Source organism: Mesorhizobium sp. B2-4-15, from assembly GCF_006658505.1.
GTDB lineage: Bacteria > Pseudomonadota > Alphaproteobacteria > Rhizobiales > Rhizobiaceae > Mesorhizobium.
The window spans coordinates 1-24,157 of the sequence record NZ_VFUZ01000024.1 but is presented as its reverse complement, the minus strand read 5'-3'; the positions used below and the strand labels follow the sequence as shown (position 1 = coordinate 24,157).

20 protein-coding genes are annotated in these 24,157 nt (G+C 63.5%); 17 read left to right on the top strand and 3 right to left on the bottom strand.

From position 1 onward, the window contains the following. Window position 1 precedes the first annotated feature (1 nt). Window positions 2-787, bottom strand: a complete 786-nt coding sequence (locus FJ930_RS23755) for an SDR family oxidoreductase (protein WP_141840341.1) — start codon at window positions 785-787, stop codon at window positions 2-4. After that, the gene (locus FJ930_RS23750; protein WP_140747244.1) at window positions 780-1,559 is read right to left on the bottom strand and encodes a FadR/GntR family transcriptional regulator; all 780 of its coding nucleotides are present in this window, start codon (window positions 1,557-1,559) and stop codon (window positions 780-782) included. Before FJ930_RS23750 ends, FJ930_RS23755 begins: the two co-directional genes overlap by 8 nt. Before the next feature lie 139 nt (window positions 1,560-1,698). On the opposite strand from FJ930_RS23750, the gene uxuA reads away from it, so the two are divergent. From uxuA to FJ930_RS23685, 13 genes are all read left to right on the top strand, one after another. Then, window positions 1,699-2,883 carry a mannonate dehydratase gene (gene uxuA, locus FJ930_RS23745; RefSeq protein WP_141840340.1) on the top strand — a complete coding sequence of 395 codons (1,185 nt, stop codon included), beginning with the start codon at window positions 1,699-1,701 and terminating at the stop codon, window positions 2,881-2,883. A 117-nt stretch (window positions 2,884-3,000) separates the two neighbouring features. Continuing rightward, a complete protein-coding gene (locus tag FJ930_RS23740) occupies window positions 3,001-4,143 on the top strand; it encodes an extracellular solute-binding protein (RefSeq protein ID WP_141840339.1) in 1,143 nt (380 codons plus the stop codon). Then, a complete protein-coding gene (locus FJ930_RS23735) occupies window positions 4,143-4,994 on the top strand; it encodes an IclR family transcriptional regulator (RefSeq protein ID WP_140747252.1) in 852 nt (283 codons plus the stop codon). The genes FJ930_RS23740 and FJ930_RS23735 overlap by 1 nt, the downstream gene beginning before the upstream one ends. A gap of 28 nt (window positions 4,995-5,022) precedes the next feature. Beyond that, window positions 5,023-6,054 (top strand): sugar ABC transporter substrate-binding protein, encoded by a 1,032-nt coding sequence (locus FJ930_RS23730; protein WP_141840338.1) that lies wholly within the window; start codon window positions 5,023-5,025, stop codon window positions 6,052-6,054. A gap of 110 nt (window positions 6,055-6,164) precedes the next feature. Then, on the top strand, window positions 6,165-7,148 hold the full coding sequence (locus FJ930_RS23725) for an ABC transporter permease (protein WP_141840337.1): 984 nt from the start codon (window positions 6,165-6,167) through the stop codon (window positions 7,146-7,148). Further along, on the top strand, window positions 7,138-8,670 hold the full coding sequence (locus FJ930_RS23720) for a sugar ABC transporter ATP-binding protein (RefSeq protein ID WP_141840336.1): 1,533 nt from the start codon (window positions 7,138-7,140) through the stop codon (window positions 8,668-8,670). The genes FJ930_RS23725 and FJ930_RS23720 overlap by 11 nt, the downstream gene beginning before the upstream one ends. A gap of 48 nt (window positions 8,671-8,718) precedes the next feature. Beyond that, window positions 8,719-9,714 (top strand): ABC transporter permease, encoded by a 996-nt coding sequence (locus FJ930_RS23715; protein ID WP_141840335.1) that lies wholly within the window; start codon window positions 8,719-8,721, stop codon window positions 9,712-9,714. A 1-nt stretch (window position 9,715) separates the two neighbouring features. Beyond that, complete coding sequence (locus tag FJ930_RS23710) at window positions 9,716-10,501, top strand: SDR family oxidoreductase (protein ID WP_141840334.1); 786 nt, start codon at window positions 9,716-9,718, stop codon at window positions 10,499-10,501. 21 nt (window positions 10,502-10,522) lie between these two features. Further along, a complete protein-coding gene (locus FJ930_RS23705; RefSeq protein WP_141840333.1) occupies window positions 10,523-11,728 on the top strand; it encodes a CaiB/BaiF CoA-transferase family protein in 1,206 nt (401 codons plus the stop codon). 2 nt (window positions 11,729-11,730) lie between these two features. Beyond that, the gene (locus FJ930_RS23700) at window positions 11,731-12,513 is read left to right on the top strand and encodes an enoyl-CoA hydratase/isomerase family protein (protein WP_141840332.1); all 783 of its coding nucleotides are present in this window, start codon (window positions 11,731-11,733) and stop codon (window positions 12,511-12,513) included. Further along, window positions 12,510-13,526 (top strand): hypothetical protein, encoded by a 1,017-nt coding sequence (locus FJ930_RS23695; RefSeq protein WP_141840331.1) that lies wholly within the window; start codon window positions 12,510-12,512, stop codon window positions 13,524-13,526. Before FJ930_RS23700 ends, FJ930_RS23695 begins: the two co-directional genes overlap by 4 nt. A 14-nt stretch (window positions 13,527-13,540) precedes the next feature. Further along, a complete protein-coding gene (locus tag FJ930_RS23690; RefSeq protein ID WP_141840330.1) occupies window positions 13,541-15,310 on the top strand; it encodes a CoA-transferase in 1,770 nt (589 codons plus the stop codon). Window positions 15,311-15,316: 6 nt separating this feature from the next. Beyond that, on the top strand, window positions 15,317-16,162 hold the full coding sequence (locus FJ930_RS23685; RefSeq protein ID WP_141840329.1) for an SMP-30/gluconolactonase/LRE family protein: 846 nt from the start codon (window positions 15,317-15,319) through the stop codon (window positions 16,160-16,162). A 23-nt stretch (window positions 16,163-16,185) separates the two neighbouring features. Here FJ930_RS23685 and FJ930_RS23680 read toward each other — a convergent pair whose 3' ends face one another. Beyond that, window positions 16,186-16,524, bottom strand: a complete 339-nt coding sequence (locus tag FJ930_RS23680) for a hypothetical protein (RefSeq protein ID WP_141840328.1) — start codon at window positions 16,522-16,524, stop codon at window positions 16,186-16,188. On the opposite strand from FJ930_RS23680, the gene FJ930_RS23675 reads away from it, so the two are divergent. From FJ930_RS23675 to FJ930_RS23660, 4 genes are all read left to right on the top strand, one after another. After that, window positions 16,505-17,851 (top strand): FAD-binding oxidoreductase, encoded by a 1,347-nt coding sequence (locus FJ930_RS23675; RefSeq protein WP_141840327.1) that lies wholly within the window; start codon window positions 16,505-16,507, stop codon window positions 17,849-17,851. The genes FJ930_RS23680 and FJ930_RS23675 overlap by 20 nt on opposite strands. Before the next feature lie 1,032 nt (window positions 17,852-18,883). Then, the gene (locus FJ930_RS23670; RefSeq protein ID WP_246677002.1) at window positions 18,884-20,923 is read left to right on the top strand and encodes a type I secretion system permease/ATPase; all 2,040 of its coding nucleotides are present in this window, start codon (window positions 18,884-18,886) and stop codon (window positions 20,921-20,923) included. A gap of 1 nt (window position 20,924) precedes the next feature. Next, a complete protein-coding gene (locus FJ930_RS23665; RefSeq protein WP_140747290.1) occupies window positions 20,925-22,226 on the top strand; it encodes an HlyD family type I secretion periplasmic adaptor subunit in 1,302 nt (433 codons plus the stop codon). Between the two features lie 89 nt (window positions 22,227-22,315). Continuing rightward, a partial coding sequence (locus FJ930_RS23660) for an SdrD B-like domain-containing protein (protein WP_210245376.1) occupies window positions 22,316-24,157 on the top strand: 1,842 nt, incomplete at its 3' end.

Genomic DNA, 24,157 nt, shown 5'->3' with positions numbered 1-24,157 from the left:
TCTACTTCACACCGATGCCGGCGGTCAGGCCGCCGTCGATCTTGTAATCGGCGCCGGTGCAGAAGCCGGCCTTGGACGAGCACAGGAAAGCGATGAACTCCGCCACCTCTTCCGGTTCGCCGATGCGGCCGAGCGGATGGGCCGCGCCGAAGCGCCTGTAGGCCTCTTCGACATCGGCATCGCTGCCATTGTCGCCGCGCGCGGCTTTCTCGAGGATCGGCGTGCGGATCGAACCCGGGCTCACCGAATTGACCCGGACGCCTGAAGCCGCGTAGTCGAGCGCCAGCGAACGTGTCAGCGTGTGGATGGCGCCTTTGGTCGTCGCATAGGCGGCGACGTTCTGCTGACAGGCAAAGCCCTGCACCGAAGCGACGTTGACGATGGCGCCGCCGCCGCGCTTGACCATTTCCGGGATGCCGAAATGCGCGGTCAGATAGATCGAGCCGACATTGACCGTCATCGCCCGGTTCCAGGTTTCCCAGTCGGTCGTCGTCGCGGTTCCGTAGGGATGGACCGCGGCGGAATTGACGATGATGTCGATGCCGCCGAACTTCGCGACACCGGCCGCGACCGCATCGCGAACCTGGTCGGAGACGGAAACATCCACGGTCTGCACCAGCGCCTTGGCTCCGGCCTTGGCGAGGCTTTCCTGCATGGCGGTGTTGGCTGTCCGGTCGATGCCGCAGGCGATGATCGCAGCACCCCCTTGGGCCAGGCGCCTTGCGGTGGCGAGCGCGATGCCGGTCGTGCCGGTCACCAGCGCAACCTTGTTCTCAAAATCAAGCATGGGGCAAATCCTTGGAAGATGACATGTCTGGCGACGGCACCATCGGCGCGGCGCGGGCATTTTCGAGATCGTCCGGGACGAAGCGCAAGCCGAAATCGAGATGCCGGCTCATCAGGTAGCTGTAGGCGATGCGGTCGCGTGCGCGCAGCGCGGCGATAATCTCGCCATGGGCACGGCGTGTTTCACCGAGCACCGGGCGGATCGATTTGCCGACGGTCATGATGTGCTGGATGACGGGCGATAGGAACTGGTACGTCTGCACCAGCATGCGGTTGCCGGCGAGCTTCATCAGCGCCATGTGGAAATCGAAATCGCGCTGCGCGGCTTCCTGGACATCCTTGGCGGTTTCTATCAGGCCGTTGACCTCATCCAGGGCGCCGAGTTCGGCGACGCTGGCGTTGAGAATGATGTGGTCGCCGATGCTCACCTCGATAATGCGGCGAAATCCCTGGATGTCGTTGAACGACGTCTTGGAGATGTCCATCTGCGCGGCGAAAAAATTCTGGATCGCGACATTCTGGCGATCGGCCAGCACCGCGCCGACACGCGGCTTGGGATCGATCAGCCCGTAGGTGCGGATGGTGCGCAGCGCCTCGCGTATCGTGTTGCGGCTGGCGCCGAACAATTCGCCGAGTTCCCGCTCGGTAGGCAGGACGTCGCCAACGGACATGGCGCGGTTGCGAATGAGGTCGAGGATCTGCCGCACCGTCTGGTCGACGGCAGAGCTGCTGACGCCGGCATCTTCCGCCAGATCGTGCCCAGCCTGTTCCAACGGCTACCTCCTTGTTTATTTGTTGGACCAGATTAGAGTTTGATTGGAAGGAAATCAACTGCAGGGTTGCAAAAAGGTGCTGTTGACAGGGTTGTGGTCCAACAATATGGTTTGCACCATCTGACGATTAGGAGGCTTCATGGAACAGTGTTGGCGCTGGTATGGTCCGGATGATCCGGTGACGCTTGAGCATGTCAAGCAGGCTGGCGCCACCGGTGTGGTTTCAGCCCTTCACCACATCTACGACGGCAGGGCCTGGCCTGAGGCCGAAGTGCTCGAGCGCAAGCGGATCATCGAGGCAGCCGGCCTGACATGGTCGGTCGTCGAGAGCATCCCGGTCCATAATTCCTTCAAGATCGGCGCGCCCGAACGCGAGCGTTATGCCGGCTATTATCGCGACAGCATCCGCGCGCTCGCCAAGGCCGGCATCAAGACGATCTGCTACAATTTCATGCCGGTGGTGGACTGGACCCGCACCGACTTGATGTATCGCCTGCCGACGACGGGCTACGCGCTGCGCTTCGACGCCATCGACTTCGCCGCCTACGATCTTTTCGTGCTGCAGCGCAAGAATGGCGCCGCCAGCTATATGCCGGCGCGCATTGCCGAGGCCGAGAAGCGGCTGAAGGTGCTGACGCCAGAGCGGATCGACCAGATCGAGCGCAACCTTATCGCCGGCCTGCCGGCGACCGAGCGCAGCTATAACAGGGACAGTTTTCGCGAGGCCTTGGCGGAATACGATGCGATCGGGCCGAAGGAGTTGCGCGACAACCTTGCCTGGTTCCTGCGCGAGATCATTCCGGCGGCCGAAGACGAGGGGGTGCGCATGTGCATCCATCCTGACGATCCGCCATTCTCGCTCTATGGCCTGCCGCGCGTCGTTTCGACTGCTGAGGATGCGCGTTTCATCCTCAATGCCGTCGACAGCCCGGCCAATGGGCTGACCTTCTGCACCGGCTCCTACGGCACGCGTGCCGACAACGACATTGTCGCCATGATCAAGGAATTCGCCGACCGCATCCATTTCGTGCATCTGCGCAACATCACCATCGAGGAGGACGGCTCGTTCCACGAGGCCGAGCATCTCGAGGGTGGCACCGACATGGCGCACGTCATCCTCGCTTTGATGCAGGAAGAGGCGCGCCGGCGGAAGGAAGGCCGTGCGGACTGGCGCATTCCAATGCGGCCGGACCACGGCCATCTGCTGGCCGACGACATCGGCAAGGAAAAGATCAATCCAGGATACTCGCTGATCGGCCGGCTCAAAGGCCTCGCCGAACTGCGCGGCATCATGCGCGCCGTGGAGCGGTTCGAACTGGCGTGAAGCCCCCGGTAGGCGAGTGGCTGTTTGCATATGTAAAAGTTACTTGTACATGTGAAAATACCTGCTACTAAAGCGGGCCGGGTGGAGATGCCCGGTTCCAGGGAGGAATTGCCTGAAATGACAAGACTGCGTGGTCTTGCGTGGGATCATCGACGTTGCTGGGGTCCGCTGGACGCCAGCGTCGCGCCCTATCGCGCTGGCAATCCTGGCCTGGAAATCGAGTGGGACCGCCGCAGCCTCTATGAGTTCGGCGAGGGCGCCCTCGGCCTGGTGCTAGGCACCTATGACCTGGTCGTGTTCGACCATCCCTTCATCGGCGACATCGCGCAGGACGAACTGATGGTGCCGTTCGATGCCTATTTGTCGGCCGAGCAAATCCGCTTCTTCGAAAACGATTCAGTCGGTGCCTCCTGGCGCTCTTACGAAAAGAACGGGCGCCAGTGGGCGCTGCCGATCGACGCCGCTTGCCAGGTCGCCTCCTACCGTCCTGATCTTCTGGAGCGCTACGGACCGGTGCCGCGCACGCATGAAGAGGTGGTCGAACTCGGCCAGCGCGCGCGCAGGGACGGCAAGTGGCTCGGCCTGCCGTTCGTACCGACGGATGCCATGTGCATGCTTCTGACGCTTGGCAGCCCACAGGAGAAGGGCGAGCAATTCATTGCCAGGGAAAGGGTCGAGCAGGCGATCGGGCAATTGCGGGAGCTTGCGGCGCTGTCGCATCCGAACTCATCGAAATGGAACCCGATCCGCTGCTACGATCACATGATCGCGCATGACGATGTGGTCTATGTGCCGTTCGCATTCGGCTATGTGAACTACGCCTCGAAAATCGACAGGCCGTATCTGCGCTTTGCCGACGTGCCGACCCCGCACGCCGCCGGCGCCTTGCTCGGTGGTGCCGGTATCGGCGTCAGCGCCCAGTCGAAGCACAAGCAGGCCGCGATCGACTACGCGCTGTTCCTGTGCTCGCCCGAATACCAGCGGGGCGACTACGTGAAGGCGGGCGGACAGCCCGGATCGTTGGCTGCCTGGAAGGACGCTGGGGTCAACGGTCTCTCCGGTGATTTCTTCTCCTCCACGCTGCGGACGATCAGCTCCTCCTATCTGCGTCCGACGCATCCGGGTTTCATCACCTTCTTCCGCGAATGCGCGCCGCATGCGGCCGCAGCGATAGACGGCGATCTATCGGCGGCCGAACTCGCGGACCACGTCAATCGCCTCTACCGCGAAACCAGGCAACCGGAACGGAGCATCGCCTAATGGCCGCCAGCGTTGCCGAGACCCTGGACGACAGCGAAAGCGGCCGCAATGGCTATCGCGTGCCGGCGGTGGAGAAAGCGCTCGACGTTCTGGAGTTCATGGCGACCAGCGCCGAAACGCTGACCCAGACCGAGATCGCGACCGGCCTTGGCCGCTCCATCCACGAGATTTACCGCATTCTGCTTCTCTTGGAGAAGCGCGGCTACATCTTCCGCATGCAATCGGACCGCTTCCGGCTCTCGCTGAAGCTGTTCGAACTGGCGCACATGCATCCGCCGGTGAACCGGCTTGTCGAATGCGCGCTGCCGGTGATGCGCGAATTGACCGCCAATGCCGACCAGAGCTGCCACCTCGTGGTGCGCGAAGGCCAGAATGCGCTGGTGGTTCTGCAGATCGATTCACCGCTGCCCATGCGTTATTCGGTGGCGTTGGGGTCGCATTTTCCGATCCTCGAAACCAGCTCGGGTGCCGTGCTGCTTGCCCATTCGAACCGCGCCGAGCGCGACCGCATCGTCGAGCGCATCGTGGCCGCCGGCGAAGGCCAGGGCAGCCGGGCCGAAATCGAAGCGCGGCTGAACGAGGTTGCCAGGCTCGGTTACGAGATGCGTGCCTCGCTGGCGGTCGAAGCCTGCACCAACATCTCGATGCCGGTGCGCGACCACACCGGCGCCGTCATTGCCGCGCTCACCGTTCCGCTGCTGCCGCAGAAGGCGGCGCGGTTCGACCGCGATACCGTCTTCGAGCGCACCCGGGCCGCCGCCGAAAAGATATCGGCGGCGCTCGGCTGGGGCGAATCCACCTCTTCCTTACGTGCCGACCCGGAACGGCGGGACTACCCGTTCAGCGATTAACAAAAGCGATAAAACCTGGGAGAAGAAAATGCACTGGTCCAAGTCAATCCTGTTCGCATCCGCCGCCGTGCTGGCGATGAGCGCGGCAGCCGCGCATGCCGAGAACATGCCCAAGCGCATCGGCTACGTCACCAACTACGCCACCCACGAGTGGTACCAGAACGTCATCAAGGGCATGAAGGCTCACGGCAAGGAACTCGGCATCGAGGTCGAGGTGCAGGACGCCAATCTCGATATATCGAAGCAGGTCGCCGCGGCCGAGGACTTTATCGCCAAGGGCGTCGACGTGCTGATCATCACCCCGGTGAACGAGGAAGGCGTGGTGCCGCTGCTGCGTCAGGCCAAAGCCGCCAACATCCCCGTTGTGCTCGAGGGAAACCCGGTCAAGGGCATGACCACGATGGTCGCCATCTGCGATTACGACACCGGCTACATGTCGGGCGTCGAAGCCGGCAAATATGCCAAGGAAAAGCTCGGCGGCGTTGCCAAGGTGATGAATGTCGGCCTGCCGCTGCTTTCGGCCACGGTGCTGCGCTCGCACGGCTTCATGGACGGGCTGAAGACCATCGTTCCTGATGCGGTCATGGTCCACGACCTCGATGGTGGCGGCAACCCGGACCGCGCGCTGGAAGTGTCATCGGCGGCCCTCGCCAAGAACGCCGACATCAACATCATCTACGGCATCAACGATTCATCCTCGCTGGGCGGCCTGCAGGCCTGGAAGGCGGCTGGCAAGTCGCAGGACGGCCTGTTGACCGTCGGCACTGGCGGCGAAGGCCTTGCCTTCATCAACGCGATGCAGAACGAGCCGTCCTACCGTATCGAAGCCGCGATGTTCCCGGAGAAGGAAGGCTTCACCGCCATCGATGCGGCGGTCAAGCTCTTCAACAAAGAGGAAGTGCCGGAGCACATCGTCAGCCCGACCGCGCCGATGAACGGCGAGGACTGGAACAAGTACTACGATTATGACGGCAAGATCCGTACCATCAAATGGGATGCCGTCAACGCGCTGCAGCCGCCGGCAAAGTGCATGAAGACCTCGGCTGACCTGAAGAAGTAAGGCCGGCCGACATTGCCCTTCCCGCGCCGCGGGAAGGGCACATGGTCAAGAGCTGTTGACGGCCAAGGACAGGCGCGACGCCTGGGACAATCGGCCCGGAATGGACTGAAATGAGCGAGCTTACTCACGCCACCGCGCCGAAGCGCTTTATCGGCGGCCAGCTTCTGGGCAGCAGCCAGCTTGTGCTGGGTGTCATCCTGGCAGCGCTGTGCATCGCTATCTCGATCGCCGCGCCACAGTTCTATTCGGAGGCCAACATCATCGCCATCCTGCGCCAATGCGCGCTGGTGCTGATCGTCGCCTCGGGCATGACCATGCTGATCATCACCGCCGAGGTCGACCTGTCGGTCGGCGCGTCGCTCGCCTTCGTCGGCTGCATCGGCATGGCGGTGCTCAATTCCACCCACAGCCTCACGCTGGGCATGCTGGCGGCCCTTGCCTTTGCCGGCGGGGTCGGCCTGTTCAACGGGCTGGTCGTCACCCGATTGCGGGTAAATTCGTTGATCGCCACCATCGGCACCATGATGATGCTGCAGGGCGGCGTCTATCTCTTCACCCGCGAGGCGGTGCAGAACCACAACCAGTTGGCCAGCTTCACCGATCTCGGCGCCGGCTATGTCGGCGCGGTGCCGGTTCCCGTCATCCTGGCGGCGCTGATCTTCGTGGTCGCCTATGTGACACTGCGTTTCACCACGCTCGGCCGCTACCTCTACGCGGTCGGCGCCAATGAAAAGGCAGTGCGCCTGTCCGGCCTGCGTTCCGAACGCCTCAAGCTGTTTGCCTTCGTCGTCACCGGCCTGTGCGTTGGCGTCGCCGGCATGATCCTGTCGTCGCTGATGAATGCCGGCCAGCCGACCGCCGGCCGTGGCTTCGAACTGACGGTCATCGCCGCCGTCATCCTCGGCGGCACGAGCCTGCTCGGCGGCCGCGGTTCGCTGTTCGGCACCTTGCTCGGCGTGCTGGTGCTGAAGGTGATCGACAACGGCATCATCATCCTCGGCTGGAACCAGGACCTGCAGATGGTGGTGCCGGGCGTCGTCATCATCCTGGCCACCTATCTCGATATCATCCGGAACAGAGCCAATGTCCGTTGATTTTCTTCACCCCGGCGAAGGCGTGGTCATCGACAAAGATGTGCCGGCGCTGGAGCTGCGCGGCATCGACAAGCGCTTCCCGGGCGTGGTGGCGCTGGACAATGTCGACTTCACCCTTGAGCCCGGCAAGATCCATGCCCTGATGGGCGAGAACGGCGCCGGCAAGTCGACGCTGATCAAGATCATGGCCGGCGTCTATGGCAAGGATGCCGGCACCATTCGGCTGCGCGGGCGCGAGGTCGACATCAAGTCGCCGCGCGACAGCTTGAAGGAAGGCATCAAGGTCGTCTTCCAGGAGATCGCGCTGATTTCCGAATTCACCGTCGCCGAGAATATCTTCCTCGAAGGCTATCCGACCGGCAGGGCCGGCTCGATCGACTGGAAGAAGATCCGCGCCGATTCAGCCGCCCTGTTCAATCGCATCGGCTTCAACGTCGATCCGGCGGCGCGCACCGGATCGCTGCCTGTCAGCCAGCAGCAGATGGTCGAGATAGCACGCGCGCTCGCCCATGAAGCCCGCGTGGTGGTGATGGACGAGCCGACGTCCTCGCTGACGCCGAACGAGGTCTCGCTGCTGTTCACCGTCATCCAACGGCTGGCCAGCCTCGGCATCGCTGTGGTCTATGTCAGCCACAAGCTCGACGAGGTCTTCGAGATCGCCGACACGGTGACGGTGCTGCGCGACGGGCGTCACATCTCGACCAAGCCGATCGGCGAACACACCAGCGACACGCTGATCCAGGACATGATCGGCCGGCGCATCGACAATCTGTTTCCCCGCCAGCGCGGCGCGGCAGGCAGCAAGGTTGCCCTGTCGGTGGAGAAGCTCAGCACGGCGAAGAAGCTCGACGATGTGTCGTTCGAGGCACGCGCCGGCGAGGTGCTTGGCTTCTTCGGATTGATGGGGGCGGGCCGCACCGAACTCGCCAAGGCGATCGTCGGCTATGATCCGATCATTTCGGGAAAGATCACCGTCGACGGCAGCCGGCTCGCGCCGCATGACACGCGCACCGGCGTCCGGCTCGGCATCGGCCTGCTCACCGAAGACCGCAAGAGCGAGGGACTGATGGGCGAGCTACCTGTCTACCAGAATGCCAGCCTGGCCTCGCTTGGTGCCTTCGCCCGACTGGGCTTCGTCGACAAAGCGAAGGAGCACCGCGCGGTGCAGGACTATGTCGACCGCTTCCGCATCAAGACGCCGAGCCTGTTCCAGCAGGTGAAGAACCTGTCGGGCGGCAACCAGCAGAAAGTGCTGATCTCGCGCTGGCTGATGCGCGGCCTCAAGGTCATCGTCGTCGACGAGCCGACGCGCGGCATCGATGTCGGCGCCAAATCGGAAATCTTCGCGCTGATCGACCGGCTCGCCGGCGAAGGCCTGGCGGTGGTCATGATGACGTCCGAGATGCCGGAGCTGCTTGGTCTGTCCGACCGCATCGCGGTGATGTGCGAAGGCCGGCTGACCGCGATCATGTCGCGCGATGAAGCGACGCAAGAGAACATCCTCAATGCGGCGATCGGGTGAGACAATGACGCTTCGCGATCGGCCCAGCCTTTTCGAAGGGAGCAAGCGATGAGCCTTGCTAGCACGGCTTCCGCAAAAACCCAGCCATCCACGCTGGCGCGGCTCTTTGCCCGGCAGGAGCTGGCTCTGCTTGTCTGCCTCATCCTGGTGCTGGCGTTCTTCTCCGTCACCGTCGAGAATTTCTTTTCCGTGCGCAACCTGACCAATGTGCTTGGCCAGGCCTCGCTGCCGCTCATCGCTGGCATCGGCTGCGCGGTCGTCTTCATCTCCGGCGAAGTGGACATCTCCATAGGATCGCTGCTGGCAACCATCGCCCTGCCGCTGATCATCATCATGAACGACACCAACTCGCTTCTCCTCGGTGTCGGTGGTGCGCTGCTGTTTGGGCTGATCATCGGCGCGGTGAACGGCTATCTCACCGCTTATGCCGGCATCAACTCGCTGATCGTGACCCTCGGCACGATGTTCATCATGCGCGGCGGCGTCTATCTTTACACCGGCCAACGCGCGATCCCGGACGATGCCAGCCTCGACAGTTTCATCGCGCTGTCGGATGGCCGGCTGTTCAACATCATGCCGTATTCGGCGGTCATTGCCATAATCCTGCTTGTTGCCTTCGGCTACATGATGCGGCACCGGCCGTTCGGGCGACAGATCTACGCCGTTGGCGGCAATCAGGAAGTGGCGCGTCTGGCGGGTTACGATGTGCGGCGCGTCAAATTCGTCTGTTTCATCATCAGCGCGCTGCTGGCGACGGTCGCCGGCATCATCCTGGCCGCGCGGGTCGGCTCGGCGCAGCATACGGCGGGGTTGAATTTCGAATTCCAGGTCGTGGCCGCCACGGTGCTTGGCGGGGTCAGCCTTGCCGGTGGCATCGGCAGCCTGACCGGCATGGCGCTCGGTGTGCTCATCCTGCAGTTCCTGTCCAATGGTCTGCGCGGGCTCGGCCTGCCCACCGAATGGCAGCTGGTCATCACCGGCATGATCATCATTGCGGCCGTCGCCTTCGACGAGGCGAAACGCCGGCGCGCGAACGGAGGCTGATATGGCTCGTCTCGACGGAAAAACCGCTGTCATCACCGGCGCCGCGGACGGCATCGGCCATGCGATTGCCGAGGCCATGGCGCGGGAAGGGGCGCACGTCTTCCTGGGCGACATCGCCGATAGCGCGGGCGAGGATTTTGCGGCGGTATTGCGAGCAGCCGGGCATCGGGCCGACTATGTGCATTGCGATGTCTCGCGGGAGGCCGATATCGCGGGCCTCATCGACAGTGCCGTGAAGAAGACCGGGCGTCTCGACATCCTGGTCAACAATGCCGCCATCGCCATCGGCGGCATGCCCGTGCACGAAATGACCGACGAGCAGTGGCATCGGCTGATGTCGGTCAACCTGACCAGCGTGTTTCGCGGCTGCAAATATGCACTGCCGCACATGATCGCGCAGAAGTCCGGCTCGATCATCAACATGGCTTCCGCACAAGGCCATATCGGCCTCGACGGCTGGACCGCCTATGCCGGCGCCAAGGGCGCGGTGATGGCAATGACGCGCCAGATGGCGGTCGAATTCGGGCCGATGAACATCCGCGTCAATTCGATCTCGCCCGGCACCATCAACACGCCGATGAACGACAGACTGATCAAGGAAATCGGCGGCAACCTCGCCAAGGCCTGGGTAAAAATGCATCCGCTCGGCCGTATCGGCGAGCCCTCCGAAGTGGCAGAGGCGGCCGTCTATCTCGCCTCCGACGCGGCGGGCTTCACGACCGGTACTGATCTGCGCGTCGACGGCGGACTGACCGCCGCGCCGCGCTACGTTCCCGAACTGCTTTGAAACTTTGAAACGAGACATGAAATGAACAAGGCCCTCGAAGGCGTCCGCATCCTCGACTTCAGCCATCTGCTGCAGGGGCCGTTCGCCACGCAGCTGCTCGGCGACATGGGCGCCGATGTCATCAAGGTCGAGCGCGCCGGCGCCGGCGATATGTTCCGCGGCATGACCTTCTTCGCCAAATGGGTGGGCGGCTCGGAAAGCCCGAACTTCCTCGCCTGGAACCGCAACAAGCGCTCGATCGCGCTGAACCTGAAGAGCCGCAAGGTCCATGCCATCGTCATGGAGATGGCCAAGAGCGCCGACGTGGTGGTGCAGAATTTCCGCCCCGGCGTGCTGGCCAAGCTCGGCTATGGCTATGAGGACTTCAAGGCCGTCAATCCGCGCATCATCTACTGCTCGGGTTCGGGCTATGGCGAGGAAGGCCCCTATGTCGAACGCCCCGGCCAGGACATGCTGATCCAGGGGCTCGCCGGGCTGATCGCCAACACTGGCCGTGGTGACCAGGCTCCGGTTCCCGCCGGCGCGGGCCTCGCCGACCAGATCGGAGCCATGAACATGGTCTATGGCATCCTGTCGGCGCTTTATTATCGTGAGAAGACCGGCAAGGGCCAGAAGATCGAGGTCAACCTGCTGGCCGGCCTTCTGGCGCATCTCAACCAGGAATATGTCGCCGTGCTCAACCTCGGCGAGGATTTCGTGCGCCCGAACTCCGGCATCGGCCATCCCGGCATGCAGGCGCCGTTCGGCATCTACGAGACGAGGGACGGCAGCTACGTGTCAATCGCCATGAGCCCGTTCAAGACGTTGTACGAAGTGCTGGAGGCACCGCAGCTCGCCCTCTATGACGACCTGAAGACCTTGTTCGACAAGCGCGACGAGGTGTTCGAGAAGGTCAACGCCGAGACGAAGAAATTCGGCACGCAGGATTTGCTGGCGCGGCTTCTGGCGGCCGACATCTGGTGCGCGGAGGTGAAGGATATCCGCCGCGCGGCCGAGGACCCGCAGGTCACGCATATGGGTATGATCACCAGCTACGATCACCCTCGTGGGGGCAAGGTGCGGGTCGTGGCGCCCGCGGTCAAGATGAGCGAGACGCCGGCGACCATCGAGCGGCCGGCCCCACTGGTCGGCCAGCACGGCCGCGAGATCCTGGCCGAGTTCGGCCTGTCGAAGGATGAGATCGCGGCGCTGGAAGCGTCCGGCGACATGACCGTGGATGCGGCCTGACGATGCGCGCCTACCAGACACTCACCGTCGAAACCGCCGGCCGCGTCGCGATCGTCACCTTCCGCCGCGCCGACCAGCTCAACGCCATGAACCGGCTGATGCAAGGCGAGATCACCGAGGCCTTCGAGGCTCTGTCGGCCGAGGAGGGCATCGGCGCGATCGTGGTGACCGGCGAGGGGCGCGGCTTCATGGCCGGTGCCGACATCAAGGAATATGCCGCGCAAACCGGCCCCGAATTCGACACGTTCCAGGCTGCCGGCACGCGCATGTATGCGGCAATCGAGAACAACCGCAGACCGGTGATCGCCGCGGTCAATGGTTTCGCTCTGGGCGGCGGCATGGAGCTGGTGCTGTGCTGCGATATCGTCATCGCCAACCAGTTCGCCAAACTCGGCCTGCCGGAAATCAAGCTCGGGCTGATCCCGGGCGGCGGCGGCACGCAGCGCACCGTCGCCAAGCTCGGCCGCAACCGCGCCAATCTTCTCCTGATGACCGGAGCCATCGTGCCGGCCTCGGAATTCGTCCATGCCGGGCTGGTCAATGAGATCGTCGATGTCGACCGGCTGATGCCGCGTGCGCTGGAACTGGCGGGGATGATCGCCGCCGAGCCCGCCGCCGCCATCGAAGGGCTGAAGGCGCTGACCGCGCATGCCATGTCGGGTGATCTGGCCGACGGCCTCGCCATGGAGCGCGACATACTGGGCGATCTTTATCGCGGCGAGATCGGCCAGCAACGCGTCAGGGAATTCGCCGACAGGAGTGCTGTGAAGAAGGCCGGGCCGTGAAGGGCAACGACGAGTATCGCGGACTGGGCTGGGCGCATGGCGCGCTGACCGTCCAGCGGCTCGGCGCGATGCTGGCGCCGGTCACGTTCCTGCTGCCCGATGGCCGGCAGGTCTCGCCAATGCACGTTGCACCGTGGTCGAACGAACCGGAGGCGGGAGCGCTGCCTGGTATCCTGCGTAAACTGCGCGGTGAATGGCCTTGCGTGCCCTTCGGCTATTCGGTGCCTGCCGACGAATGGCCCGGGAATTGGGCACGCGTCATGGGGCCGCCGGAACAGGATGAAGAGGTCCATGGCCACAGCTCCAACCATGACTGGAGCTGGCACCACAACCGGAGCGGGTCGCTGTCGCTGATACTGGACTATCCCCGGGGCAGCCCTGTCGAGCGGGTTGAACGGACGATAACACCTGATCAATCAGCGCCAGCCATCGACATTGAATTCAAGGTCGTCGTCCGCCGCGCCTGCCGCTTGCCGATCGGCCTGCATCCGGTGTTCCGGCTGCCTTTCGAGACGGGCGCGGCCACGCTAGAACTCGGCCACTTCGAGCAGGGCCGTACCTATCCTCACGATGTCGAACCGGGTGCTGAGCTGTTTGCCCGGAACTCGACGTTCGCCGACTTGAGCAGCGTGCCCGCCCGAGGCGGCGGAATGGCTGACGCCTCGCGCCTGCCATTGGCCGCGGACACCGAGGAACTGCTGCAGATCGAAGGCGTCGACGGCATGGCGACGCTCGCCAACCATGAGGACGGGTACCGGGTGACGCTTGGGTGGCAGAAGGAGCATTTCCCAAGCCTCCTGCTCTGGTACTCCAATCGCGGCCGCAAGGCGGCTCCCTGGAATGGGCGCCATGTCGCCATCGGCATCGAGCCGGTCAGCTCGCCCTTCGGGCTCGGCCCGGCAACCGCTAAGGCCGACAATCCCATCGCCCAATCCGGTATCGCGACGGCGCTGGACTTCTCGCCAGAACAACCGTTCGTGACCCGTTATCGCATCGAGGCATCCGCGCTGTGACGAACCGTGCCGCAATGTCCCTGGTCAAGCCGAACCGGCCGCGTTTCACTGATGTCGCCGGACTGGCCGCGATGGTCGGCCAAGGCGGCTCGCTCGGCGTCGGCGGCCACCATTTCGCCCGGCTGCCGATCGCCTTGCTGCGTGCGATAGCCCAATCGGGCGCCAAGGACTTGCACTACGTATGCTGGGCAGGTGGATTGCCGCTCGAACTGATGCTCGAAGCAGATGCTGTGGCGGAAATCGACCTTTGCTTTTCCAGCCTCGACATTTTCGGCCTGCCGCCCCGGTTCCGTGCCGCCGCTGAGAGCGGTGCCATTCCGGTTCGCGATTGGACGGCGCTCGCGATGATCCAGGCGCTGCGCGCCGCCCAGCAAAACCTGCCATCCATGCCGTTCCAGCTTCCGCGGGGATCAGACATGCTGGCGCGGGTGCCAGGTGCGCATGCTGCGTCCGATCCGATTTCCGGAGCCGCCACCGGGTTCATCCCACCATTGCGGCTCGATAGTTTCGTCGTCCACGCCCAGCGCGCGGATGAAAGCGGCAATGTGCAGATCATCGGGCCGCGCGCCTTGGACTTCGCCATGGCGGGAGCCGCGCGACAGGTGCTGGTCACGGTCGAGGAGATCGTGCCGGTCGGGACGCTTCGGCATGACGAGCGCCAGAGCATCCTCACCCGCAACCAGGTTTCGGCCATAGCGCTGGCGCCCGGCGGCGCTTATCCGGCCTCGTGCCTGCCATTCTATGTCACGGACTATCAGCGATTGGCGGAGGCATTCGCGGCCCGGGAAACACCACTGGAGGACAATCTGCGCCTGCCTTCCAAAGGTGTTCCGGCGCCGCTTCAAGACGCTGCAAAGGTTCGTGCGGAAACGGTCGTCGCGATGCCCACGCCGGTGCACGGCGAAATGAAAGCGTCCATCGACGAGATCATTGCCGCCCGTATCGCGGCCGAGCTCGACAATGAGAGTTTTGCCAGCGCCGGCGCGGTGTCGCCGCTGGCCAACGTCGCCTACCGGCTGGCCAAGGCTACCCACGCGCCCGACATGATCATCGCGACAATGAGCTGCGGCCACCTCGACATCGCGCCGAGCCCGATGATCCTGTCGCTGATCGAGAGCCTGGATTGCGAGACGGCGGTAGCGCATGCCGGTGGCGACGACACCTATTCGACCTACTATCAGGCGGGTGCGGTGACCCATGAGATCGTCGGCGCCGCCCAGGTCGACCGGCGCGGCCGCGTCAACACCATCGAACTGCGCAAACCGGGCGGTGGCCCGATCCGGCTGCCGGGGCAGGGCGGCATGGCCGACGTCGCCAACATGCATCGCGACTATTTGCTCTATCTCCCACGCCATTCGGTCCAGTCACTGGTGGATAAGGTGGAGATCGCGAGCTCCGCCCGTGGGCTGCTGACGCCGGCCGAGCGCGAGCCGATGGGCTATCGCACCGGCAAGGCGCTGGTCTTCACCGATCTCTGCGTCTTCCGGCTCGATCAGATATCCAGGGAATTGACCGTCGTCGAGATCATGCCCGGCGTTACGTACCAGCAGATCCGCGACGCCACCGGTTTCGCGGTGACATTCGGCGCCGATTGCCGGGAGGTTCCGCTGCCTTCCGGGGAGGCGCTTGCCATCTTGCGAAACCGCATCGACCCACTCGGCCTGCGTCGCCTGGAATTCGTCAGCGCCAAGGAGCGCGGTGCGCTCATCGCGAAGATTCTTGCGGCCGACCGCGCCATGGTCGCACGCTGTATCGCCGCCCAGAGATCGCTTACCGAAAGCTGAGGACCCATGGCCAAGCCGTTGCTCGACATGTCCGCCGCGCGCGTCTTCTTCGACGGCATCTTCACCAGTCCGCGCGTCGCGCACCCGGAGGGCGTTGCGGTCCACCGTGACGGATCGATCTGGTGCGGCACCGAAACCGGCGACCTGCTGCGGCTCGCCCCCGATGGCGGTTCGGTCGAGCGCATGGGTGGCACGGACGGCTTTCTGCTCGGCATCGCCTTCGACAGCGCGGGGAACTGCTTTGCCTGCGATCTCAGGCATGCCGCGATCTTCCGCTGGGACGCCGCGACAGGCCAGATGGAGCGCTTCGCGTCGTCCGGCATCCGTGTGCCGAATTATCCCATAGTCGATGAGGCAAGGGGCTGGCTCTACGTGTCCGACAGCATTGGCGAGGATCATCGCTCGGGCATCTTCCGCTACCACCTTGAGACGGGCGAGGGCGGTCTGTGGTGTCGGGAGGCCATGTCGTTCGCCAACGGCATCGCCATGGCGCCGGACGAGAGCGGCCTCTATGTCGTGGAAAGCGATGCAGCCTGCATCAGCCATGTGCCGATCCATGCCGACGGCACGGCAGGGCCGCGAAAAGTCGTCGTCGATGGCGTGCACAACGTTCCCGACGGCGTCGCCTTCGCGCCGGACGGCTCGCTGTTCATCTCGTGCTACGAGCCAAGCCGCATCTATCGCTGGCGCGTCGACAAAGGTCTCGAAGTGCTGATCGAGGACCCGGCGGCAACCACGCTGGCGCACCCCACCAACATCGCCTTCAAGGGCGACAAACTTTACACGGCAAATCTTGGCCGCTGGCATGTCACCGAGATTGATCTGGCGGCGCTTCGAGAGCCAAACAGCTGAGTTGCGGCATCATGCCATGGCCATCATTGCCCGGCTAAGCAACGGTGCTTTCCTCGCCGGCTTTTTTTGACCTTGCGCCGCAGGTCCGCCTCGATGCGTTCGATGCTCATCGGTATGGTGTCGACATATTTCTCGAAGACCAGCTTGCGACAGAGCGGGCGCGGCAGTGCCTCGACGGTGGCCAACAATTTCATTGTGCTGGCACGCAGATTTCCGAGTTCGGCCGTGTAGTGCTGACCAGCGCTCTCTTCACGCGTTGCCGACGTCCCAGGGGAGCGACTCTCGCGCCGCCAGGACCAGCCATCGGTGCAGGGCCGTGGCGTACCAAAAGGACAATGCTCTTTGACGACCTTCCCCTTCACTGAAGCCACTCCAATCCAGTTTCAAGCGCCGCTGCCGAAGACGTCGGATGTCGTGATTGTCGGCGGCGGCATCATCGGCGTGACCGCGGCCTTGTTCCTGGCGCGGCGCAACATACCGGTGACTTTGCTGGAGAAGGGGCGCATCGCCGCCGAGCAGTCCTCGCGCAACTGGGGCTGGATACGCCAGCAGGGCCGCGATGCGGACGAACTGCCCATCGTCATCGAAGCGCAGCGTCTCTGGCGGCAACTGGCCGAGGAGACCGGCGAGGACATAGGTTTGACGCAGACGGGCGTTACCTACCTTGCGCGCACCGACAAGGAAATGGCCGGTTTCGCCAAGTTCCTGAAGATCGCCGAAGCTCACGGCGTCGACACACGTCTTCTCGACCAGGGTGAGACCGCGAGGCTGATTCCGACCATGTCGCGCTCCTTCAAGGGCGCCATGACCACGCCGTCGGACATGCGTGCCGAGCCCTGGGTCGCTGTGCCGGCGCTTGCCCGCCTGGCCGCTCGCCAGGGTGTCACCATCATCGAGAACTGTGCCGCACGCATGCTCGATATCTCCGCTGGGCGCATCAGCGGCGTCTGGACCGAACGAGGCCGCATTGCCACATCGAACGTGCTTGTCGCCAGCGGCGCGTGGACATCGCTGTTCCTGCGCGCGCACGGAGTTTCGATCCCGCAGCTCAGTGTCAGAACGACCGTCGTGGCGACCGCGCCTATGCCGGAAATCTACGCGGGCGCCGCCGCGGACGAACACATCGCGTTCCGGCGTAGAAAGGATGGCGGGTATACGCTGGCGGCGGGAGGCAGCCATCTGCTCTATGTAGGGCCGGACGCTTTTCGCCACGCACCGAAATATCTGCCCGCCCTGAAGGCAAGTCCGTTCGGCACGCGCTACCGGCCGGCGGCACCCCGTGCCTATCCGGACGCCTGGTCGACCCCACGCAAATGGGATGCGGACAAGGAAAGCCCGTTCGAAAGGATGCGCGTTCTCAATCCTGCTCCCGAGGCCAGGGCCCTTCGCGCCATCGACGCCGGCTTCAGGAGCCTTTTCCCGCAATTCGACGCGGTGCCGCTCAAGGCCAGATGGGCCGGCATGATCGATGCGATGCCGGACGTCGTGCCTGTTGTCGACCGCGCGGCCGCGGTTCCCGGCCTGGCCATTGCGACAGGGATGAGTGGCCATGGCTTCGGCATAGGGCCTGGCATGGGCCGTATCCTGTCCGATTTGATCCAGGGCAACGAGACAGGACACAGCCTTCACAGGTTCCGTCTGTCCCGGTTCAGCGACGGCAGTCCCATCCATCTGGGACCTTCCCTTTAGACGTCGCTTGCCCTGAGCCCCAGGATCGCCGACACGCTGGCCGACCCTGACGAACCGCACGATCTGTTCGGCATGGCTCTACACGCTGAGCGCGCGACCGGCATGCCCACCGCCTGTGCGGGGGGCTGCATGATCGCGATCAGCTTTCCCTCGGGAAAAATATCTCGTCGCGGCTGCAACGAAAGGCTGATCGTGCCTTTCCAGAATCTAAAGTCGATGAGACTTGGGGGCATTGACGGCGCCTCCGGTCGCGGAAAGGCGCCTGCCATGTTGGACCCCTATCCATCCGAGCTTTCCTCCGCCAACAGCAGGGCGTCGGCATTGGACGCGCCATGGTCACCAAGCCGAACTCGTTGTCCTACACGAGCCGACCTCCGCGCTCGACCCGACGGCGCGTGCTGTCAAGAAGGTGGAAGGGGCACTTGGCCGGATTGATATCCTGATCAACGACACCGGCATCCACACCACTTCCATGGTGGCCGAATGAGCGCCGCCATGTGGCCAGAAGCTCACCGACGATGCAGTGTCGATGTTCATCAAGCTCATGGGTAGGCTGTTATCGCAGCCGATAAGCAGCGTCGCTGGGCATGTGATCGAGGACAACGAGGCGTAAGCTTGAGGCTTGTCACTGAGTCTTCATTGAATTTCCCGTTGACGCACGGCACCGGTAGAGTTAAGGATTTGTTAATATAAGGTGCTGCTAATATTTTTCATCGGTTACGATGAGTTGCGGCGCTACTGGGGCGGGAGGTACGAAGCGCGGCTTTTATAGTCGTCGCAGCCATTATTATTTAGCCACGCTCGTCCGTGTACCGCCATCGGCTGGCCGCTCAGGGCCGGATTGAATGGTTGTGCGCGGTTCGCGTGGCGCTCTGATCCTTCTTCTCCCGCAAAAAATTGGGCGCCGCACGCCTTTCGGCATGGGGTAGTTAGCCGCCTTGCGCGGCCGACATGCCAATCCCGGCGGCTTACGTGTCCGGGATGTGCAAGGAAAGCTGCGACTGTGGAGTTCAGTAAGGCGTCGGTCTGCAAATGATGGGCAAGGCAACGTTTCGATCGCAGCAGGCAAAGATCAAGCTTTTCGGCTTGATCCTCATCGCATGCGTCGTCAGTTTCTTTCTCCTGGGTTCCGGCCGGCATACATCGCCGGGCTCGATGCTCGGCGCGGTGGCGATAGCGAGTTTCGGTTGCCTGGCCATATTCCGCGCTCGCGGCGACGCCGTACGAAATGCCATCGGCGACGCACATCATCCGACCGTGGCACGTGGCAAGCCGTCGGCGAGACCGATCGGCCGGCGGCCGGCCGGCTCCGCTCGCTCGGAGCTCTCCGCGGCGCTTGCCAGCTGCCGGTCGGCCTTCCTTGCGGTCGGCTTGTTCAGCGGCATGCTCAATTTGCTGATGCTCGCAGGCTCGCTCTACATGCTCGAGGTCTATGACCGCGTGCTGCCGAGCCGCAGCCTGCCGACGCTCGTCGGCATTTCGATACTGCTCATCATCCTTTACTGCGGGCAGGGCTTTCTCGATTTCGTGCGCGCGCGGGTTCTGGTTAGGATCGGCGGCGCTCTCGACGAGGCTCTTGGTCACCGTGTGTATACGTCGACGCTGAGACTGCCGCTGAAGGCTGGGCGCGAGGGTGACAGCCTGCAGCCGATGCGGGATCTCGATAGCGTGCGCGGCTTCTTGTCCGGCATGGGTCCAACGGCGCTGTTCGACCTTCCATGGATGCCGATCTATCTGATCATCATCTTAATGTTCCACTGGGTGCTTGGCGTGACGGCGCTGTTTGGGGCGATCGTTCTGGTCTTGCTGACCCTGCTCGCAGAGCGGTTGACGCGAAAACCGGTGTCTTCCGCAACCTTGAGCGGGAACCGGCGTAGCGGGCTGATTACGGCCGGCAGCCGCAATGCGGAAGTCGTCGCCGCCATGGGCATGGCTGGCGGGCTTGCCGCACGTTGGGAAGATGCCAACCTCGAATACATTGCCGACCAGCGCAAGGTGAGCGACGTTGCCGGCAGTTTCGGCGCGGTCTCGAAAGTACTGCGCATGCTGCTGCAGTCATCCATGCTCGGCGTTGGCGCATGGCTGGTTATCGAGGAGCAGGCGACGGCGGGCGTCATCATCGCCGCTTCCATCATCAGCGGCCGCGCACTGGCGCCGGTCGATCTCGCGATCGCCAATTGGAAGGGGTTCGTCGGCGCGCGCCAGGGCTGGCACCGGCTGAGCCGGGTGCTTGCGGCTATGCCCGCCGAAGCCGAAGCGATGCTGCTGCCGGCGCCAAACGCCAATGTCATGATGCACGGCGCCGCCATCGTGGCCCCGGGAACCCAGCGGCTGCTGGTGCAGGATGCCAGCTTCGCCATGGAGGCGGGCCACGGGCTGGGTATCATCGGCCCAAGCGGCTCGGGAAAGTCGACCTTAGTCAGGGCTCTCGTCGGGGCCTGGCAGCCCGTAAGCGGTCGCGTCAAGCTGGACGGCGCCGATCTCGACCAGTGGTCGTCACAAGAGCGTGGCCGCCATATCGGCTACCTGCCGCAGGATGTGGAACTGTTCGCCGGCACCGTGGCCGAAAATATCGCCCGCTTCGAGCCGGACGCCGATGCGGATGCAATCATCGCCGCGGCCAAGGCCGCGGGCGCGCACGAACTGATCGTGGGGTTCCGTCAGGGCTACGAGACTGAGATCGGCGAGCATGGCGAGGCGCTTTCGGCCGGACAGCGCCAGCGTATTGCGCTCGCCCGCGCGCTCTATCGCGATCCGTTCCTCGTGGTGCTCGACGAGCCGAATTCCAACCTCGACATGGATGGCGAGCAGGCATTGATCCGGGCCATGCTTGGCGTTCGCGAACGCGGCGGCGTGGTTGTCATCGTCGCCCATCGTCCGAACGTGCTGACGGCGGTCGATTTTGTCCTGGCGATGAATCAGGGGCGCATCCACGACTTCGGACCGAAGGACGAGGTCTTCGCCAAGATGTTCCCGACGCTGCGGCCCGTACCGGCCGCCGGTCCAACGCTGAGGGTGGCCGCGGAATCCGGCGCCCCGGCTGTCGCTAACGGAACTGAGGGAGGGAACTGACATGACTCCGTCGGGCGCCTCGCATGCGTCGATCCGCTTCTACACGAGGCTTGGGCTCGGAGCCGTGCTGCTGCTCGGCGGAGGCGTCGGCGGCTGGGCCTCGGTCACCGAGATTGCCGGCGCGGTCATCGCCCCCGGCACGCTCGTCGTCGATTCTCACGTCAAGAACGTTCAGCATGCGACCGGTGGCATCATTGCCGAGATCGATGCCCGCGACGGCGACCGCGTCAAGGCCGGCGACCTTTTGCTTCGCCTCGACCGCACCATGCCGGCCGCCAATCTCGCGGTGGTGAGCAAGGCGCTCGACCAGCTCACGGCGCGTAAGGCCCGTCTCGATTCGGAGCGCCGCGGCAGCGACGCCATCATCTTCCCGAATGATCTTCTGGATCGCGTCGCTGATCCCGACGTCGCCGAGGCGGTGGCTGGCGAGAAGCAGCATTTCGAGACCCGACGCATGTCCCGCGCCGGTCAGAAAAGCCAGCTCGGGGAACGCATCGCCCAACTCGAGAAGGAGATCGCCGGCGACGTCGCACAGGCGGATGCCAAGAGCAAGGAGATCGAGCTGGAGCAAAAGGAGCTCGCTTCGGTGCGCGCGCTTTGGGCCAAGAAGCTCATTTCCATCGATCGCCTGACCTCGGCCGAGCGCGAAGCCACGCGCCTCGATGGCGAACGCGGCCAGCTCGTTGCCGCGCAGGCGCAGGCTCAAGGAAAGATCGCGGAGATCAAGCTGCAGATCATCCAGATCGACCTTGACCTCAGCACCGAAGTGAACAGCGACCTGCGCGACATCGACGGCAAGATGGGCGAGCTCTTGGAGCGCAAGGTCGCCGCCGAGGACCAGTTGAAGCGGGTCGACGTTCGCGCGCCGCAGAACGGCGTCGTACAACAGTCGCTCGCCTATACGATCGGCGGCGTGATTCAGGCCGGCCAGACGATCATGCAGGTCGTGCCGGACAATGACAGCCTTGCCGTGGAAGCCAGGATCGCGCCCAGCGACATCGACAAGTTATGGGTCGGCCAGTCGGCCTCGCTGCGCTTTTCCGCATTCAGCACCCGCACGACGCCGCAGATCGACGGCGTGGTCGAGCGGACCTCGCCCGACATCGCAACCGATCAGCGCACCGGTGTCAGCTACTACACCGTGCGCATCAGGACGACCGCCGCCCAGGTTGCGCGCCTCGGCGAGGTCAAGCTGGTGCCCGGCATGCCGGTGGAATCCTTCATCAAGACCGAGGACCGTTCGGTGATGTCCTACCTCGTGAAGCCGTTGCAGGACCAGATCACCAGAGCCTTCAGACAGTAAAAAACCCGCCTCAGGCGGGAAATGAAAATAGAAACGACGATAAGTAACCGCACCCGACGGTGCCGCATTCAAAGTTAAGGGGAAAAATCATGGCCTCTAGCGATATTACGGACAATCTGACGACTGATCTGCTTGCGACATCAGATCCCACCACGACGGGAAGCACCGATCCCGTTCCGCCACTTGCAGTCTCGCTCGATCATGCGGATGCGGACTACGTGCCCGGCGAGACGGTGGGGATCACGACCACCGATATCGCGGACGGCGGCACGTTCACGTTCCAGGTCGCCCACATCGCCGCAGGCGCTGATGGGATCCTCGGCACCGCGGATGATGTGCTCGCCTATGATCTCACCGGAACCGGTACGCCCTGGACCGTCACCGACGGTGGCGTCGGCGACCTGGATGGGATCGTCAACGGCTCGGTCAAGACCTCATGGTATGTCAATGCCGACGCGGCGAACCAGGCCTTCGTGCTGACCGCGACCGACGCTGCCTCCGGCGCCTCGGCAACGGCGAACTTTACCGATGCGCTGCCGCCTAACCCGCCACCCAACGATCTGACCTTTGAAAACACCGTAACGATTAACGGTGCACTCTTTTCGTCCTCGAACCTCGTCATCGGTGCCGGAACGGGTCTGCTTGCTCCTTTCTCCCAAGTCCAGGCTCATGGAAACGGCACTACGGAGCAGGGATATAATACGGATTTTAACGATTTCGTCCTGGATAATGCCGGAAAGGGCGGCACCAACTTCATTCATTCACTGAATATTTCCGACATTCCGATTCAATTCGTAGATGGTGTCGGCTACTATCGGTTTGATCTTGACATCAATCAGGCCAACAAAGGCGTCGCTCAGAACCTTTCATTGGATACACTTCAGATCTGGCAGGCACCTACCGCTGATTTGCATGATTACGATCCCGGAGCGACCCCGGAACAGGGTACGGGCGGCTTCCCGGGGGCCGACAACGCTTCGCTGATCTACAATATGGATAGCGGCGGCGATACGTTTGTTGGGTTGAACGGCCAGCTCCAGCCGGGTAGCGGCAACACCACCGACATGTCGCTGCTGGTTCCGGTCGCCGATTTCAATGCGAGCCAGCCTTATATCTATCTCTATTCTGCGTTCGGCTATCAAGCCGGCGGCTATCAAGGGCCAAACGAATCGGAGCCGAGCACTTGGGCGGCTAATTCCGGTTTCGAGGAATGGAACCGCCAGATCGGCCAGGTGATCGATGGCCACAAGTTCAACGACCTGAACACCGACCATATTTGGGAGGCCGGGGAGCCGGCTCTCAGCGGCTGGACGATCTATCTCGATGCCAACAACAACAACCACCTGGATGCGGGCGAGCCGTTTGCGGTCACCGACGCGAACGGGTATTATAAATTCACCGTCACGCCCGGCACCTACACGATCCGCGAGGTGCCGCAAGCGGGATGGACGCAGGATGCGCCGAACACCCCAGAGGGCGAGTACACCGTCACTTTGGCAGCGGGGCAGTCCAGCCACAACAACGACTTCGGGAACTTCAAGCTGTTCTCGATCTCGGGCCACAAATACACCGACATCACCGGCAACGGCCTGTCGGCCGACGATACCCCGCTGGCCAACGTGACGATCTTCATCGACAAGAACGGCAACGGGGCCAACGACGACGGCGCGGCCAACCAGACCGTGACCGCCGCCGACGGCAGCTGGTCATTCGGCGGGCTTGACGCCAGCTATGCCGGCAAGAAGGTCTATGAAGTCCTGCCGAACGGCTATGTGCAGACGGTCGGTGCTGCCGGCTACGGCATTACCGGCACTTCTGGCACCAACCAGACCGGGCTCGACTTCGACAACTTCAAGCTGTTCTCGATCTCGGGCCACAAATACACCGACATCACCGGCAACGGCCTGTCGGCCGACGATACCCCGCTGGCC

What these genes read in the sequence shown, in the direction of transcription:
- FJ930_RS23755 (WP_141840341.1), bottom strand. Translation starts at nt 787, where the DNA reads ATGCTTGATTTTGAGAACAAGGTTGCGCTGGTGACCGGCACGACCGGC.
- uxuA (WP_141840340.1), top strand. Translation starts at nt 1,699, where the DNA reads ATGGAACAGTGTTGGCGCTGGTATGGTCCGGATGATCCGGTGACGCTT.
- FJ930_RS23740 (WP_141840339.1), top strand. Translation starts at nt 3,001, where the DNA reads ATGACAAGACTGCGTGGTCTTGCGTGGGATCATCGACGTTGCTGGGGT.
- FJ930_RS23735 (WP_140747252.1), top strand. Translation starts at nt 4,143, where the DNA reads ATGGCCGCCAGCGTTGCCGAGACCCTGGACGACAGCGAAAGCGGCCGC.
- FJ930_RS23730 (WP_141840338.1), top strand. Translation starts at nt 5,023, where the DNA reads ATGCACTGGTCCAAGTCAATCCTGTTCGCATCCGCCGCCGTGCTGGCG.
- FJ930_RS23725 (WP_141840337.1), top strand. Translation starts at nt 6,165, where the DNA reads ATGAGCGAGCTTACTCACGCCACCGCGCCGAAGCGCTTTATCGGCGGC.
- FJ930_RS23720 (WP_141840336.1), top strand. Translation starts at nt 7,138, where the DNA reads ATGTCCGTTGATTTTCTTCACCCCGGCGAAGGCGTGGTCATCGACAAA.
- FJ930_RS23715 (WP_141840335.1), top strand. Translation starts at nt 8,719, where the DNA reads ATGAGCCTTGCTAGCACGGCTTCCGCAAAAACCCAGCCATCCACGCTG.
- FJ930_RS23710 (WP_141840334.1), top strand. Translation starts at nt 9,716, where the DNA reads ATGGCTCGTCTCGACGGAAAAACCGCTGTCATCACCGGCGCCGCGGAC.
- FJ930_RS23705 (WP_141840333.1), top strand. Translation starts at nt 10,523, where the DNA reads ATGAACAAGGCCCTCGAAGGCGTCCGCATCCTCGACTTCAGCCATCTG.
- FJ930_RS23700 (WP_141840332.1), top strand. Translation starts at nt 11,731, where the DNA reads ATGCGCGCCTACCAGACACTCACCGTCGAAACCGCCGGCCGCGTCGCG.
- FJ930_RS23690 (WP_141840330.1), top strand. Translation starts at nt 13,541, where the DNA reads ATGTCCCTGGTCAAGCCGAACCGGCCGCGTTTCACTGATGTCGCCGGA.
- FJ930_RS23685 (WP_141840329.1), top strand. Translation starts at nt 15,317, where the DNA reads ATGGCCAAGCCGTTGCTCGACATGTCCGCCGCGCGCGTCTTCTTCGAC.
- FJ930_RS23670 (WP_246677002.1), top strand. Translation starts at nt 18,884, where the DNA reads ATGATGGGCAAGGCAACGTTTCGATCGCAGCAGGCAAAGATCAAGCTT.
- FJ930_RS23665 (WP_140747290.1), top strand. Translation starts at nt 20,925, where the DNA reads ATGACTCCGTCGGGCGCCTCGCATGCGTCGATCCGCTTCTACACGAGG.